10 protein-coding genes are annotated in these 16,877 nt (G+C 44.7%); 4 read left to right on the top strand and 6 right to left on the bottom strand.

What is annotated here, in order from left to right; genetic code table 11:
• A partial coding sequence (locus ACRBG0_RS16730) for a putative LPS assembly protein LptD (RefSeq protein ID WP_431488009.1) occupies positions 1-2,719 on the top strand: 2,719 nt, incomplete at its 5' end.
• A gap of 9 nt (positions 2,720-2,728) precedes the next feature.
• Here the strand turns inward: ACRBG0_RS16730 and ACRBG0_RS16725 are convergent.
• On the bottom strand, positions 2,729-3,775 hold the full coding sequence (locus ACRBG0_RS16725) for a hypothetical protein (protein WP_431488008.1): 1,047 nt from the start codon (positions 3,773-3,775) through the stop codon (positions 2,729-2,731).
• Between the two features lie 194 nt (positions 3,776-3,969).
• Between ACRBG0_RS16725 and ACRBG0_RS16720 the strand changes: the two genes are divergently transcribed.
• On the top strand, positions 3,970-5,802 hold the full coding sequence (locus tag ACRBG0_RS16720) for a pyruvate kinase (protein ID WP_431488007.1): 1,833 nt from the start codon (positions 3,970-3,972) through the stop codon (positions 5,800-5,802).
• 7 nt (positions 5,803-5,809) lie between these two features.
• Here the strand turns inward: ACRBG0_RS16720 and ACRBG0_RS16715 are convergent, their stop codons facing one another.
• Positions 5,810-6,640: a 1,4-dihydroxy-6-naphthoate synthase gene (locus ACRBG0_RS16715; RefSeq protein WP_431488006.1), complete on the bottom strand. Its 831-nt coding sequence runs from the start codon at positions 6,638-6,640 to the stop codon at positions 5,810-5,812.
• Between the two features lie 27 nt (positions 6,641-6,667).
• Between ACRBG0_RS16715 and ACRBG0_RS16710 the strand changes: the two genes are divergently transcribed.
• Both ACRBG0_RS16710 and dapF read left to right on the top strand, forming a co-directional pair.
• The gene (locus tag ACRBG0_RS16710; RefSeq protein WP_431488005.1) at positions 6,668-7,363 is read left to right on the top strand and encodes an RluA family pseudouridine synthase; all 696 of its coding nucleotides are present in this window, start codon (positions 6,668-6,670) and stop codon (positions 7,361-7,363) included.
• A 2-nt stretch (positions 7,364-7,365) separates the two neighbouring features.
• Entirely contained in the window at positions 7,366-8,151 is a 786-nt protein-coding gene (dapF, locus tag ACRBG0_RS16705; protein ID WP_431488004.1) for a diaminopimelate epimerase, read from the top strand.
• Positions 8,152-8,282: 131 nt separating this feature from the next.
• On the opposite strand, the gene ACRBG0_RS16700 is transcribed toward dapF, so the two are convergent.
• The 4 genes from ACRBG0_RS16700 to ACRBG0_RS16685 form a co-directional block, all read right to left on the bottom strand.
• A complete protein-coding gene (locus ACRBG0_RS16700; protein ID WP_431488003.1) occupies positions 8,283-9,011 on the bottom strand; it encodes a hypothetical protein in 729 nt (242 codons plus the stop codon).
• 72 nt (positions 9,012-9,083) lie between these two features.
• Positions 9,084-10,301, bottom strand: a complete 1,218-nt coding sequence (locus tag ACRBG0_RS16695) for a hypothetical protein (RefSeq protein WP_431488002.1) — start codon at positions 10,299-10,301, stop codon at positions 9,084-9,086.
• A 160-nt stretch (positions 10,302-10,461) separates the two neighbouring features.
• On the bottom strand, positions 10,462-16,209 hold the full coding sequence (locus tag ACRBG0_RS16690) for a gliding motility-associated C-terminal domain-containing protein (RefSeq protein WP_431488001.1): 5,748 nt from the start codon (positions 16,207-16,209) through the stop codon (positions 10,462-10,464).
• Between the two features lie 309 nt (positions 16,210-16,518).
• The gene (locus ACRBG0_RS16685; RefSeq protein WP_431488000.1) at positions 16,519-16,869 is read right to left on the bottom strand and encodes a hypothetical protein; all 351 of its coding nucleotides are present in this window, start codon (positions 16,867-16,869) and stop codon (positions 16,519-16,521) included.
• Positions 16,870-16,877: the final 8 nt, after the last annotated feature.

The following is a 16,877-nucleotide window of genomic DNA, read 5'->3' as shown; positions in this document are numbered from 1 at the left end:
ATTCAGCATCTTGTCTGCTCAGGATACTACGTTGGTGCAACAGGATACCTTTCCAGAAACCATTCAAGTGGATACGCTGGGGCAGGATTCTAGCCTGAGCATCAGTCTTGGTGTACCTGTTTCCCAGGATGCTCTGGAAGCTGCCGTGGATTATAACGCGGATACCATGAAACTTAATGCCCGCAACCAGAAAATTTATCTCTACGGCAATGCTTTTGTTTCCTATACCAATATTACACTAAAAGCGGATTATATTGAACTGGATTGGTCGAAAAGTGAAGTGTTGGCTCAAGGAGTAAGAAATGATACTACTGGCGTGCTGGAAGGGACGCCAGAGTTTACGGAAGGAGAAAATACTTTTGTTGCCAAACGGATGCGCTACAACTTCGAAACCCGCAAAGGAATCGTTTACGATGTTACCACAGAAGAAGACGATATTCGGGTAAAAGGCGCTCGCTCTAAGTTCATCAGTGCTCCTCCCGGCGATACGACGGCACACGATATTATTTATAGCGAAGATGCCATCTTCACGACTTGTACTGCTGATCACCCTCATTTTGGTATTCGCAGCAGAAAACAGAAAGTGATTCCTAATAAGTTGGTTGTAATAGGCCCTTCTAATCTGGAAATCATGGATGTACCCACACCTCTGTGGTTGCCTTTCGGCTTTTTTCCGGTCTCAGGAGGGCGTAGTACCGGGCTTATCTTTCCCAGAGATTATGAATATTCAGAACAATGGGGCTTTGGTTTGAAACAGATCGGCTGGTTTTTCCCTTTAGGGGATAACTTCAACCTCACAGTGGCGGGTGATATTTATCTGGAAGGGACTTATGGTTTGGGAGCAGCCGTTCAGTATCGTAAGAGGTATGGCTATAATGGCAATTTTAATTTCCGTTTTGATAGCCGCCGCCAGGAAGAAATACTTAATGTGCTTGACCCTGATACTGGCGAAACAATGATAGGCCCTAATGGGAACATTGTGCAAGAATCGGTTTTTCGCCGTGCCAATGGTATCTTACTCAACTGGTCACACAATCAAGACGCTGCTGCTCACCCGATGAACAGGCTGGGTGGGTCGATCAACTTTCAGACGAATAATTTCCAGCAGCGGGTTTTCAATGATGCTCGTTCGGTGGGAACAAATGTGATTAACTCTAACTTTACCTTTTCTCGCAATTGGCTCGATAAGCCGATTTCAATGAGTGTTGCTTTCCGCCACAGCCAGAATACGCGGACGCGGAGCATGAACGTGGATTTTCCCACCTTTCAATTTCAAACCCAGGCCTTGTACCCGTTCCGCAAAAAGGAAAGGGTAGGGGCCAAGCGCTGGTACGAAGACATCACTTTGCGTTATACCAATGAAGCGAGGGCGAATTTTACCGCACCAGACACCGCCTTTTTCGAACGTCAGACGCTCGACAATGCCCGTTATGGTATGCAACAAACGGCTAGTGCCGGTACTTCCTTCAAGGTACTTAAATACTTCAACCTCAACCCAGGGGTAAACATGAAGGAGGTATGGTACATGGAAGAATTAGATCTGACTTTTGATAGCGAAAATGGCGTAGTACAAGATACCACGTATCTGCCTAACGGCGATCCTCTGATAGAGACTGTAGACTTTGGTACCTGGATTCAAGATACAGTGCCAGGCTTCACCTCCTACCGGACGTACAGTGCTAATCTGAGTTTAAATACTCAGATTTTTGGTACTTACCGCTTTGATAAAGGGAGGATTCGCGGACTTCGGCACGTCATAAAGCCCAATATTTCGATTGGTTATCAGCCGGATTATATCAATAATAGAAATTATTATGATTCGGTCACGGATACCTTGGATATAACGACCAATCGCTTGGTTTCTCGCTATCAGGATGGCATATTTGGGGCCCCACCCAGCTCAGAAATGCAGATGGCCCTAAACTATAGTATCACCAATATTTTTGAAGCCAAGATTTTCTCTCGCAAGGATTCAACGGAAAGAAACATTAAGCTTTTCGATAACATCTACATCAATGGTAATTACAACTTTGCGGCGGATACTTTAAAGTGGTCACCTATTGCGATAACGGGTACAACTCGACTGTTTAAAGGAGCAACAACCTTTTCGTTCAATACCACTTTTGATCCGCATATACGACAAGAAACAAGTGAGGGCTCTGGTGTCTTTCAACGAATAAACCAGACGACTTGGCAGCAAAACGGTAAACCCTTTGAGTTTGTCAATGCAACCTTCCGTTTCAATACCAATTTGACTGTTTCAAAAATCAGAGCTCTTTTTCAAGGTAAGGAAGAAGAAATAGTAGAAGAAGTAGACCGTGATGGCAACGAACTTCGGCCGGTAGATGAAACCGATTTTCTCAGCTTATTTGAAAATTTCTCTATTCGCCACAACCTGACCTTTGGCGTTACTCCTCTGTCGGCTGACCGTGATACCTTTCAGGTGAATACCCATAGCCTTGAACTTCGAGGAAGTTTGGGGCTTACCCCAAATTGGAATGTAGACATTGGTTCTATTGGTTATGATTTTGCACGTAAGCAAACTACCTATCCTTATCTTGGCTTGCGCCGAGATCTTCACTGCTGGGAAATGGGTTTCAACTGGGCACCTACCCGGAATACCTACTCCTTTTATCTCCGGGTGAAACCGGGTACCCTCGATTTTCTCAAAGTACCTTATCAGCGTAACAATGCCGATGGAAGCCGTGCTTTTGAGTAATGGTTTGGTCTACTTGTTTTTTAAAAAATATTGTAAGGCGATTCGATAGCCCATGTAACTACGCTCACCGCTGATACTACGATCCAAAAACAGCAAGCTTTCAATAGCGAGGGCTTCATTGAGGAAAAAAGCCGCACCTGCCCCAATTCGAACATTGAGCTGACCATCGTTTAATGAATCATCAAAATTATTTTGGGAATAACCAAGTGAAGACTCGACGTTTCCGAAAGGTATAACTTGTCCGCCTGACTTCAAATAGTAACGCAGTGACGGGGTAAAGCTTAGATAAGTACTGGTGTTGTTCAGAATCGTATTGTCAAAATTCCCACGGGAGTAGTCTATTTTTAGGCCTGCGCTCCATTGGTCGGCGAAGAAATAGCTGGTTTCGGTGTTAATATTTGTTCGCAAGAAAGAATTTTTATTGTTGGGAAAGAAATGCAATTCAAGTTGGTTGTTGCCGAGCAGGATGGTTCCTTGATTGACTTGGCCACTTCCTGATTTCCAATCTCCGAGGCTTTCCTGTCGGAGAAAACTACGTAGGCCTGCCCTTAATTCAAAAGAAGGGGCATTGGGAAGGCTAAAGTGGTAAGGGTAATAGATGTAATAGCTGGTAAGACTCGCCTCTAAGACTATATTAGGGCGAATAAAATGATTGCTACCCACTTGTAGGGCGGTGTATTCCCCAAAACCCCAAAGGAAACTGTAATCTACCGATGGGCGATCAGTACCTGCTTGAATGTACCAATGAGTACCTTGAGCTTTCGGCTGAAAATAATACCGAAAATAAGGATGAAGGCGAAAATTGGTGGAGCCTCTTTGACTATACGTTTCATTGAAAAGTTGGGCCATCCCACCAAGCATAAGCCTATCGGTTAACATTTGCCCGTAGGTAGGAGCGAGTAGGTAGTAGGAACTGCCGGAAGAAGTGTTTTTAGTAGGGAAACCATATTCGTAAAAAGCAGCAGCCCCAATCGTAGCGTCTCCACGCTGAATTTGGGCACAAAGTGTGGTGGTGAGAAAAGCAAAAAGGAATAATAAGGAGTTTACCTTTGTCATGATTGCGCGGTTTTTGAGATAATTTAAGGGTGTTTAAATGGTGGCTTTTTTATTAGAGATATATAATTGACACTTGTGGTTGTAACCTGCTATCATAAATCACCAGGATAAAGCGATTGATTATTGACCTTGGCGCATCGAATTTACGCTTCGGTTGTTTAATCATTATTACCCCATCAAACAATGATTGATTTATGAGAATCAAGGTGGAAAAGTTAAAAAGTTTGCTTGAGCAAATTGATGAGTTCCTCTTAGCGATCAACGAAGCTGAAAAACATCAGTTGGACAGTTTGGAGAAGGTTGCAAAACCTTATCGTAAGAGCGCCCGCAACTTGGTGCACTACCGCGCTTTCCGGACATTTGACCTCCGTGATTTTCAAAAAAGTATGCGAGATTTGGGACTCTCGCGTTTTGCGAATGCAGAGGGCCACATTAGAGCTAGCTTACTCAATACTCGCTTGATTTTGCAGGCGCTTATCAAGGATGATGGAAAGCAGCTGCTAAAATCAGGCTTGTCGATCAAGCGTTCTCGGCGCTTGTTGGCCAGTCACACCAAACAACTCTTGGGGTATCGTTCTCCGGGCAGGCGGGTAAGGATAATGGTGACCCAACCCAGCGAAGCTGCCAATAATTATGAGCTGGTAGAACAATTGGTGAAAAAAGGAATGAACGTGGTGCGAGTCAATTGCGCCCACGATACGCCTGAAGCTTGGTGGGCAATCATTGAGAATGCCCAACGAGCAGCAAAAGCGTCGGGCCGGAAGGTAAAAATAGCCATGGATTTGGCAGGGCCTAAAATTAGGACAGGAGCCATTACCGAAGGACCAGAGATTCGTAAATTTAAGCCCCTTCGAAATGAGTTGGGGCAGGTCATTCAACCAGCGGTCATCTTGTTGGTTGCGGAATTGGGAGAGACATCGGCGGAGAATACTTTGCCTGTTGGTCAATTAGCGCTGGAAGATTTAGCCATTGGCGATGAACTGCGATTGAGAGATATGCGCAATAAGAAAAGGAAGTTTTCCATCATTGATCGAAATGCAGAAGGCCAGTTTGTAGCCACCTGTCGGAAAACAACTTATGTAACAAGCGGTATGGTGTTGGAACATTCCAAAGCATCCGGTAAGGTTTTGGTAGTTGGTAAATTGCCGCCTAAAGAACACTACCTCTTATTAAAAGAAGGAGATACCCTTCAGGTGAATCGAGCTGCGATTCCTGGTGAATCTGCGGTCTACGATCAGGAAGGGGTTTGCATCAAGATAGCTCATATTTCGTGCCAGTTACCAGAAGTTTTTAACAAAATCAAGAAGGACCATACTGTGTTGTTTGATGACGGAAAGATCTTCACAAAAGTCACGGAAGTAAATGAGGACTATTTCCAGGTAACCATTTTGAGAGCTTCCGAAAAAGGGGCAAAACTGCGTGCTGAGAAGGGCATCAATTTTCCCCAAACGGAACTGGGAATAAGTGGATTGACAGCCAAGGATAAGGAAGATTTAAAATTTGTAGCCCAGTATGCTGATATTGTTAATTTCTCGTTTGTGAATTCCAAAGCTGATGTAGAAGAGCTATTTGTGGAACTGGAGCAGCTTGGTGCACTCAATCAACTGGGCGTGATTTTAAAAATCGAAACCCGTTTAGCCTACAATAATCTTTCGGAGATACTGATGACTGCGATGCAGTCTAAACAGGTAGGCGTAATGATTGCCCGAGGTGACCTTGCTGTAGAGACTGGTTGGGACAATATAGGCTTGGTTCAGGATGAAATTCTTGCCCACTGTAGTGCTGCTCATCTGCCAGTGGTGTGGGCCACACAAGTACTGGAGAATATGGCTAAAAACGGCCTGCCTTCGCGTGCGGAGATAACTGATACGACCACTTCTTTGCGAGCGGAGTGCGTCATGTTGAATAAAGGAGCTTATATCAACGATGCAATTGAGTTATTGGACACAATCCTGAAAGACATGGAGCAGTACCATAATAAAAAAGAAGTGATGTTGGCGAAGCGAACCAAGTTGAGTGTGGGTTAATCGCTGCCTATTTTAGGAAAATTTCCTCCTTGATCGCAGGAACAATGTTAATCGCTTCTGCTTTCTGAAACAAAGCTGCTATAGCAGCACGGCCTTCCGTTCCGAGGTCGCGTGTATAATCATTTACATAAAGACCAATGTGAGCGTACATAACGTCCTCATCCATCTCCTGGGCGTGAGCACTTACATAGTCGCGGGTTGCTAAAGGGTGCTGTTGTGCGTAAGCGACACTTCTTGCCATCACTCTATTTATTTTATGCTGAATATCAGGAGCTAAACGACGGTGTGCCACAATTCCTCCTAAGGGAATAGGATGACCGGTACTACCTTCCCAGAACTCGCCTAAGTCCTGGATTTTTACGAGGCCTTTGTCCTGATAGGTGAAGCGATTTTCGTGAATGATCAACCCGGCAATAACTTCTTCTTGCTGTACGGCTTTTTCAATATCGGAAAAAAGAAACTCTTGCTTGTTTTGTGCTTCAGGGTAGGCAAGGCTGAGTAAAAAGTTGGCTGTGGTTAATTTTCCGGGGATGGCGATTGGTCCTTTTTTTATTTCTTCTGCGCTTAGCGGGCGTTTGGCAATAAGTAAAGGACCACAATTGCGCCCTAGCGCGGAGCCTGCATCTAATAATACATATTGGTTAGTCAAGTGAGCATAAGCGTGATAACTAAGCTTGGTGATGTCTAAAACGCCTTGTACTGCTTTTTGATTCAGCTCCTCCACATCGGCCAGAATTACGTCAAATTCGAGCCCTTCAGTATCGACTTTTTGGTGGACTAAAGCATCAAAAATAAAAGTGTCGTTAGGACAAGGAGAAAACCCTAGAGATAATTTCATAATTTTGTGGCCTAAATTCAAGAAACTATGCACTTACAAGTGCTTTACGAGGATAACCACCTCATTGCCATTAACAAGCCTGCGGGCTACCTGGTTCAAGGTGACCATACCGGAGATACTACTTTGGCGGAATATGTAAAGAATTACATCAAAGTTCAATATAACAAACCTGGTGACGTCTTCCTTGGCGTTATTCACCGTTTGGATCGCCCGGTAAGCGGTGTGCTACTATTTGCACGGACCAGCAAGGGCCTGACGCGGATGAACGAGTTGTTTAAACAACGCGAGGTCGAAAAAACCTACTGGGCGATTACGGAGCTTCAACCTGACCCTATGGAAGGAGAGCTGGTTCATTATATCCGTAAAGAGAAAGATCGAAACTTTGCCAAAGCTTTCGACTTTATGAGCAATCGCGCAGATGGTGCTAAAAAGGCAGAGTTGACTTATAAAATGCTTGGCCGAATCAGTACCTATTCTTTACAGGAAGTAAAGCCTAAAACGGGGCGCCCTCACCAGATTCGGGTACAGTTGTCTAAAAATAAGACGCCTATTCGAGGAGATATCAAATACGGAGCTACTACGACCAATTTAGACGGTAATATCAATCTGCATTGTCGTCAACTTTCCTTTATCCATCCGGTCAAGAAAGAGCGTGTGACGATTTATGCCAATCCACCAAAGGAAGATATTTGGGACTTGTTTAAAGGCTTTTGGAAAAGATAGTTATGAAGGCGTTTTCTTTCGTGAAATATCAGGGAGCGGGCAATGATTTTATTATTGTTAACCATTTGGAAGGCGTTGTTTTGACGGACCTTTCTGTGGAGAACATTGCCCGCCTTTGTGATCGCCGCTTCGGTATTGGTGGTGACGGGCTCATGTTATTGGAGCCGCACCCTGAGCTGGATTTCGAGATGAAATACTACAACTCGGACGGACGACCCAGTACCATGTGTGGAAACGGAGGGCGTTGCCTGGTGGCGTACGCTTTCAAGTTGGGGGTGATCGGAAAAGAAACGACCTTCCATGCGGTAGATGGCGTCCATCGGGCGATAGTAGAGCGCCCTGATTGGGTTCAGCTAGAAATGGGCAAAGTAGATAAAATAGAGACGGTTCTTAATGGCTGCTTTCTTGATACCGGCTCTCCCCATTATCTGGAGTGGCACGATGATCTAGCTGCTATTGATGTTGATGCGCAGGGGCGTGTATTGAGAAATAACGCAGCCTTTTCCCCTGGCGGTACCAATGTGAATTTCATCAATGGCGATGTGAATGGCTTGACGATTGCGACTTATGAACGTGGGGTAGAAGCGGAGACACTGGCCTGTGGGACCGGCGTTACCGCAGCGGCAATTGTAGCCGTTCAACGGCGCGGAAAACCTGGGCTATTTACAGTGCCCGTTCTTGCTAAAGGTGGTGCACTAGAAGTGAAAGTGGATTATGATGGTATAGCCTTTTCTTCTTGGCTATGTGGTCCGGCAACCTTTGTTTTTACTGGCGAAATAAGCGTTTGAAAGATATTAAGTACTTGGTACTAGGATGGAGTACTATTTGAATCCAAGTACACAGTTTCCATTGTTTGACCCTCAAGTTCGCCGTAGGTTGCAGCTACGGCCCATCAAATTACACTATTAAGCTGACCTTTTTAGTCTATCAGCAATGAATCTCTCAACAACATCTGATAAGCAGGTTGGCATTTCCTGGCAATCTCTTCTAAATGGGCTGGTAATTCAATCACTTTCTCCTGATAGGGTTTGAAGCCTGTTGACGAATGTACGTTGCTGTACCAATACTTGGCCCAAACGCCATCTTCAGGAAGTGCTCCTGCGGTCCAGCCAAGCATTTGTTCTGTGAATGGAATCTCTAACTTGTCGCAAAGTTTTTGCAGAATATCCCGAGGGTTTTGTAACAGTATTCGGGCATCGACAATGGCTTTCAACAAGTGGTGCTTCTTCAAGTAAGCATACAAATCATCTTGCTGCGGAATACCGATATCAAAAGGCGTTGGTTGTTGGATAACCTTGGTATAGGAAGCCAATATCGCCCGCGGATCACGGATGAGCATTACGTTGTCGCACTGGTGCAGAAAACTGCGATCCAGATCCATCAAATGATGAGTCATCTGCTTGTGTACCACAACAGGAGTAGGGTAGTGGTCTCCCATAATTACTTTATTCACCACTTCATTCCCATCTGCTGATTGACTGGCCATGATTTCTGCAACACCTGGGTGTGCGGCCTCACTGTTGGTGTTCGCAAGGTAGTAGGCATACAAGGGTTCATCAACGATCGTTGTATCTGGTCGTTGTGCAAAACTGTACATCAAGGCCGTCGATATATTTCTTGGGCTGGACCAAAGGTTGATGATTTTCATAGTTATTAGTCGTAAAGGTGTAGGATTATTTTTTTACTGTTTTGGACTGGTCCAAGCTAGTGCTCTGACCATCTATTTAATAATTATGGTTCTGATTTCTTTATCTCCGGAATCGTTGGTAATCTCTAATCTATATTCACCAAGAGGTAGACATAAAACAGTAGGATCATTTTCGTAATCTTTCTCGATGATATCAATTGGCATAGCATGGCTATCTTCATTTGATTTATAGGCTTTTATTAAACATGGATAGCCAACCGTAATGTTTTCGATGTCGTAACTCTTATTTCCAGGGTAATGGTATAACCAATTAGGCCTGTTCATTACAAATTGTGTTCTTGGGTGGTATACCAAGATGTCAAAGTAGGAATTCCCTTTAAATCCATTGTAATATTCACCAAATTGGTTCCTAAATACTTTTGGTGAGTCATATTTGATCATTTCATAAAATGGACTCTCTTTAGAAGAATATCGTTCGACTAATATGTCTTGATAAATCGTCAATGGATTTATTCCGGTATATTCCGATAGGTAGCTCGCCATCCATCGTTTTTCATTGTTTGCTTTTTCTAACAAATGATACCAACCGCAATGGATTAATATTTTGGCCTCGGGGTCTTCCTCTAAAATCTTAGCTATGTTTTTAGCTTGGTTCTGTTCTCTTTCTTTTCCAAATTCTTCGTATTTGAAAATGGTAAAACCAATAGTTATAGCTTCCCTTATCAAATTTGACATTTGAGGCTCACTGGTGTAAGTGCCTGAAACAGGGGAGTTTAATGGATACCCTCTTTCGTTTATCGTAGTGCCATGACTGAATTTTCTTTCTATTGAATCATTAAGGTTCGTTAAAGCCTCCAGGCCGAAATACTTATAACCATTTTGATACAAACCTTTTAACAGGCTCCTTGTAAGCATTCGATGTTGAGGCTTATGGTGGGCTTCATTGATAATGACTATTTGATGTTTAGCTGATTCTTCTATTATTGAGGCAATAGCATCTATTGGCGAAAAATCGGCAAAATATACTTGATCTTCCCAAGTAAGTGTGTCAAAACCCCAGGCTATTGGGCCATCATAAGAAATCTCTTGCGCTTTTAGGTATTCTCCTATGTAAGTTAGTTGAGAGGCTACTTTTGATTCATCCAAAGCACCATTTGATAAATCCTCAATAAGGTTTTTGCTTAGCCTATGTTGAAAAATAGGCAAAGCCATAGTATCTGCTTGGCTGTTAAGTGAGGTGAAAAAACTGTTCGTTAGTAATAGTACGAGAAATACAACGCTTTTGATCATGTCTTCATTTTTTTAACGAAACCCTTTTCAAAATCAACCACAAGCCCCATTCCCGACCCTTCCCATTGTTGAAAATGGCTTTGTTTCGGAATGTTTTTTTAAAGGGGGAGGAGAGGCGTTATACACGTATTCGCTTAGCTTGACCACCAACCCCAAACCCTTACCTAATCAAAGTCACATCCCCCATCAATACCTCCTTATTGATGCCAAGATCATCACTGTAGGTGATATTGACAAAATAAACATAGACGCCAGCAGGCATTAATTCTCCACGCGTTTTGCCATTCCAGCCTTCGCTGAGGTTATTGCTCACGAAGATTTGACCTCCCCAGCGATCATAGATTTGTAATTCGTATTCCAAAACGAGTACAGATGGATCCAACTGAATGAAAAAGACATCATTGACACCATCCTCATTGGGCGAAAAGATATTTGGGATGAAAGCCTGGAAAACTTTACATTCCTTGAATTGAACTCGGATCGTGTCTGATACAACACATCCATTGTTAGCTAAGGTAGCAGTAATTAACCCGGGGCTTTCCACTAGGTAATTATCTCTTGTTGTGCCATCAAACCACTGGAAAACACCTTGGCCTACCGTTGGTTGTACCTCAAAAGATTGGTTTTCGCACACGATGGTGTCCATTCCTAGTTCTAGTAACGGGAGTGGCGCAAAAGCGAGGTTAACCGAGTCGCGACTGATACAGCCATTTGCGCCGGTGATGTCGAGCCAATAGATGCCGGGAGTATTTAGGTCTCGGTTTTGGTCTGTGCTTCCATCGTCCCAGCTGATGGCGCCAAGGTTTGCAGGCGCATTGAGCGTAACTGCTTCCCCTTCACAGGCGGTCAGGTCTTCGCCTAGATCAAAATCAGGAGCAGGGAGGAAGTCAATCACCACAGAATCACGGCTGGTACAGTCACCATTGGCTACTTCTACGAAGTAGAGGCCACTGTTTTCCACAAGGTAAATGGACGATGACGACCCATCTTGCCATATCCCGCTTTGACCTGCGTTTAATACAACTGGCGGACCTTCGCAAGGCATTTGATCGGGGCCCAAGTCAATTACTGGGGCGATCAGGAAGTCAAGGGTGAAATCATCGTTTAAGATACAGGTGCCAATGGTGGCAGTCAGATCGTAACCTCCAGGTGCAGTTTCCGTAAAGGTGGGGCCAGTGTCACCATTGCTCCACAGGTAACTGTCTGCTGCTATTGGAGAACCTAGTGTAAATGTAGTGCCTTCACAACTTTCGTAAAACGGAGCAAAATCAAGCTCCGGCAAGTCTATGATTGCTACTAAAATAGTGTCGCTGGAAGTACAGCCCATGTTGTCGGCTGTAAACCAATACTCGCCAGCTTCGCTAACGGTAAAGTTATTTGTCGTACTCCCGTCCTGCCATGAGATGGTGCCGCTATCTGTAATGGCCATCAAGTTGAGGCTTTCTCCTTCGCAAAGCGTAGTATCAGCACCTAATGGTGTAATTACAGGGCCATCACTCAGGATGACCTCGAAATACTCTCGGACGATACAACTTCCAAAGGTAGCATCAAGGAAATAGGTGCCTGCTGTGGTCGTTGAAAAATCAGCATCCATATCTCCGTCGCTCCACGCGTAAGCATCGGCTACTGCGGGGGAAGTAAGGTTGATGACATCTCCCTGGCAGGCAAATATTTCGTCGCCAAACTCAATCGTTGGATTATCCTGGAAAGTAACGTTGATAGAATCGCGACTGCTACAGCCCATTCGATTGCCTTCTACCCAATATAGGCCGGATTGGAAGACGGTGATCCCATTCATAGTGCTTCCTGTTGACCAGGTATAGCTAATATCCGAAGCAGGAAATCCTAGCATAAGACTAGGCTGGTCGCACACTAAGGTATCATTGCCTAAGTCAATGATTGGCACACTAAAATAGTTGACAAGTACAGTGTCGCGGGTGCTACAACCACTGTTGGCGGCTTCTAGCCAGTAGACCCCTGGCGCATTACCCGAAAAATTATTATTGGTGCTTGCATCTTGCCATAAATAAGTATCTGCGGTTACATTGGAGGTCAAGTCAAAGGTTTCTCCATCACAGAGATTGATGTCTAAACCAAGATTGACAATGGGGGCGGTGGCGAGGCTCACCATCGTCGTATCACCGGCTTCGCAACCACCTATATTGACGACCACACTGTATTCTCCCCCTGTATTCAAGGTAAATGTAGGATCAGTAGATCCATCTTGCCACAAGTAACTTGCACCATTAATGGTAATGCCTGGATCTAACGTAAGTGTTTCACCACTACAAACTATCGGGTCATCTACAAGATCTACTGCGAAATCTTGGGCGGCAATGACTTCAATCGTATCTCTTATAACACAGCTGGTCTGAAAATTAACCTCTACGGCATAAGAACCTGATTGCGTAATCACCAAAGTAGAATCGGTGGAGCCATCTTGCCAGAGGTAGGTTTCTCCTATGGTGTAGGAATAGGCGTTTAGGGTCAATGGATCACCATTGCAAAGCGCTTGATCAGGCCCCAAGAAACCAACATCTATAAACTCGGGAGCGCTATCAAAGATCCAACCCACGTTGGTGTTGTCAATATCCGTACTGCGGGCTCCGGCGAGGAAGTTAGCACCGCCTGCGGCCTGGATATCGCGCATCTGGATAAAGTCGGCAAGGATGTTGCCACTAGCGGGCATATTTACGTTGGCTAGCGAATTGAGCATGGTCGAAGACAGGCTGATCGGGGTGCAGTTGTTGCCAATGATCTGCCAGTATTCATTGATCGTCTGGGTGAAGAAAGCATCAAAACGGTAGGCTTTACCCGGCGCACACAGGAGGGTGTCCATGCTTTGTTGGCGCAATAATCGTGCATTCCCGTTAAGGGTAACTGAATTGAATGTACCATTGTCTGTATCAATGGTGGCGTCTCCTGCTGGCTCCGTAAAGTAAACATTGTTCAGCGAAAGCGGATAATCAAAACGGATGCCGGGCTGTGTGTTGGTGAAGTAAATGTTGGAATTCCCCGGTTGTAGATCAAGTCCTGCTGAAAAGACCGTAAAAGTAGAGATAAATGGACCTGGATTGTTACCAGTGAGTTCTATTTCCGAATCGCGCAATATTAAAGTTTTGGGATTAGGGAGCCCAATGGCTCCGATGTCTTCGACAATGATAGGCTGGTTGTTCGTGTCAAAGGTGCCACGGTTGAGGCTAATAGTGGCTGCGTTCAATGGGTCTGTAAGTTGGTACGAACCAGTTCCTTCAAAATAGAGGGTGTGCAACCTTATCCCTGTCGTCGTTATCGTGTGATTGTTACTACCATTGAATTTGATCAGGAAAACGTTCCATTCCATTGTTCCTTCTATGGTCAGCGAGCCAAATATCTGTATATAATTGGAGTTGAAGTTAGGGGTGTTGGCGATGCCTGCTTCCCAAGTCATATCGTGGCAATACATGTTGTTTCCTAGTGAGTTGCTGACTAAGGGGTTGATCGAAGAAAATGAATTGACATCAAAAATAACATCATCAATTGGGGTTGGGATACACTCACCGCCGGGGCCACCTGAACTTAGTGACCAATTGTTTTCGTCGTTCCAGTCTCCGGCATCACCTACCCAATAAAGGGTTCTACCAGCAAAGTTGGCGAAGTTCCAGTTTACATTCCCCCCATCGTCAATGGAGTTATTGGCTTGCAAATTCCCGGTACCGGTTTGTATGATACCGTGTAGAAAGATACGATCAAAAGTATGGTCGTTGGCAATATTGAAATTGGTGGTGTAGCCAGTACTGTTGGTTCTGATGTAGATCATTCCATCTAGGCAATTGCCATTGGCATCCAGCTCATTGATCGTTTGGGTGACATCACTAACGAAATTGTATTGATGGCCGGGGGCCAGGTACCAGTAATCGACGGTATTGTTACCAGAAATAGCTCCTTCTTGATGAAACCATAAAGAATCAATCGTCACATCGGTGCCCGGAAAATCAATCAAGGAAAATAGGCGGCCTTCAAAAGAGCTGAAGATTATCTTGTGGTAAGCTGCCGTAGTGGTGCCAAAGGTTCTGTGTAGCGCCGAAAATGGCCCTTGGTGCTCAATGGTAGAGGTTCCTGCATCGAGTAACAGGTTGTCGGTGTTTACCTCCCAAATAGGTGCATAAAAGTTATGAAGGTTCACTCGGATATAAGAGGAGCCAAGGTATAACTGCCGCGGACTGGCAAATTCCGAATAGAAACGATTGACTTCCATGTCCTGATCATTGGTCCGCAGGATACCAGAAAAGAAATAGAGGTTGAAGTCTACGTACAAGTCATCCTGGAGTATCCATTCGCCTCCGGTGCCGGAAAAATTCACATCAAAATTGAATGGTTGCCCGGCACTGGTGATGGTATTCCCCAGTTGATCAGATTCAAAGTAGTAAGCGCCCGCAAAGGTGTGTTGCATGGCTGTTATAAAAGTCAAGGAGCCCCCCAAGCGCAGTGAATTATTGGCCAAGCCAGTGAGGTTGGGCATATTGGTAGCGCCTGTCCAGTCCATGCTCCGGCAATAGGCGTTTTCTACATTTACGGTGACGGATTGGCCGGCGGCATTGAAGGAATTGGCGTCAAAATACACGTCGTCCAATTGGGAAGGAATACAACCACTGCCCGGTCCGCCGCTGGTAAATGACCAGTGCGTGGGGTCGTTCCAGTTGCCAGTACCACCTACCCAGAAGAAATCTTGCGATGGTCGCGGGTTGAGTGTCCAGCCCGTATTGTTTCCTAAATCTACCACATTGTTGGCGGTAAAAGCACCCGCCGCATTGATATCTCGCAGGGAAACAAAATCGACTGCTACGTTACTGCCAGTCACAAAGTTGGTTGCATCACCAGCGGAGCTGGATTCTATACCGATGCTCTGAAGGCAATCTCCTTGTGCATCAATTGCCCCCAGCGTAAAGGTTTCGCCAGCCTCAAATTGATAACGCTGACCGGGGTGCAAAATCAGATTGTTTATAGTAGGGCTGCCATTGAGTAAGGTCAGGTGGAAGAGGTCGAGCTCGTTGTAGTTCATGGTAGGCGCATCGGCACCATTGCCACTAGGTATCCAAGGGATAATGCGGCTATTCCCCATCGGACTGCTCAGAATCACTCGATTGAAATTAATGACACCAGGCCCTTCCATCCAAATATCAACGACCGGATCAATAAGAATAAAGGTGGAGGTTCCAGCAATCATCGTCAGATTGCTTGCATGCAACCGTAGCGGCTGGATGATCTGCTCTGGGACATTCCCGCTAAAAGGATCAATTGTAGTACCACGAATGGTGATAATCGACCCCGCTAAGTCTAGCGTTCTGTTATTATTTGTACGGCTTTCAAAGTATTTGCAATCAATGTTTTGGCCATTGGTCTGTAAGTTGCCTTCGTTTAATACAAAAGCACTGTCTACGGTAATCCCACTGTTGAGTAACCAGGTAGCAGTACCATCAAAGAAGACGTCTTGCCCAGCTGGATGAGTACCGTAGCTGATGGTGTTGGTGGGCAAGGTGCCGGTAAAAACCGTTTGGCCAGTAAATGAAAAAGTCATGGTCGGAATCAAATCCAGCGAACCATAAATGTTCAAGGTTACATTGGTACCTCCAATAAAAGTGGGGTTGTTGGTCGCTCCCAGCCAGGTCATGTTGCGACAAAAAATGATGTCGGTATTCATGGTTACCGTTTGCCCGGGTGCAGTGAAGGAGTTTCCATCAAAGAAAATATCATCATCTGCAGTAGGTGCTTGCGAGTGCGTAATGGCACCTCCCGAGCTGGTCGCCCAATGACTAATATCTGACCAGTTGCCACTTCCGCCGATCCAAAAATAATCGGCAGCAAGAAGGACACTAAGGTTACTGAGTGTGAAAATGAATAGAAAAAGGAAGCTTTTGGGGAAACGCATGTTTTAGGCTTTTTTGAACAGCCCAAATTTACGGTATTTTTTTTGAGCTATTCTTGGTTGCTTAAAAGAGGGAATTGTTACCAGTATTTCTATGTTATTCGGAGCGAGGGGCTTATGTTTATTGCTTTTTACATTTCTGGACAGGCAACAAAGAAGCATTACGTCAGGTAAAGAGACAGGTTTTTTATTGCAATAGTTTAAGGTCATCCCGATTTAGGCAAGCGCCGTGCACCTTCGCCCACTGTGCGCTATGCATCCATCGGCTAAGGCGCACGGCGGATATGAGCTAGCCAGTAGGTAGGAAGGAAATTATGGGTTTATTCCAGAAGCAATTAGTGCGCTTAATATTGCAATCATACTTAAAATAATACCAAGCCACATTCCTTTCTTATTCATAAGCTCTGAGCTACTTGGCAATCTACTTCTGTACCACATGTACGTGACAAACATCACAGTAAAACCAGGTGCAGTAATCATTATCTTATGAGAACTTGTTAACCATTCTATCCAGTGTCTATTATTGAAGGCTATATCAATAGCAGCCAAGAAAGAGGTTAAAGTTACACCGAAAATTAAAGGGGGCATTATAGGGGAATCCATTTCACCAGCGTAGAAATGATTATAAAATTTATGAATATTGACCAGATATTTTCTAAACATAATACATC

The organism is Lewinella sp., from assembly GCF_050633125.1.
In the GTDB taxonomy this organism is placed as follows: Bacteria; Bacteroidota; Bacteroidia; order Chitinophagales; family Saprospiraceae; genus Lewinella.
This window is presented reverse-complemented; position numbering and strand designations above follow the sequence as displayed.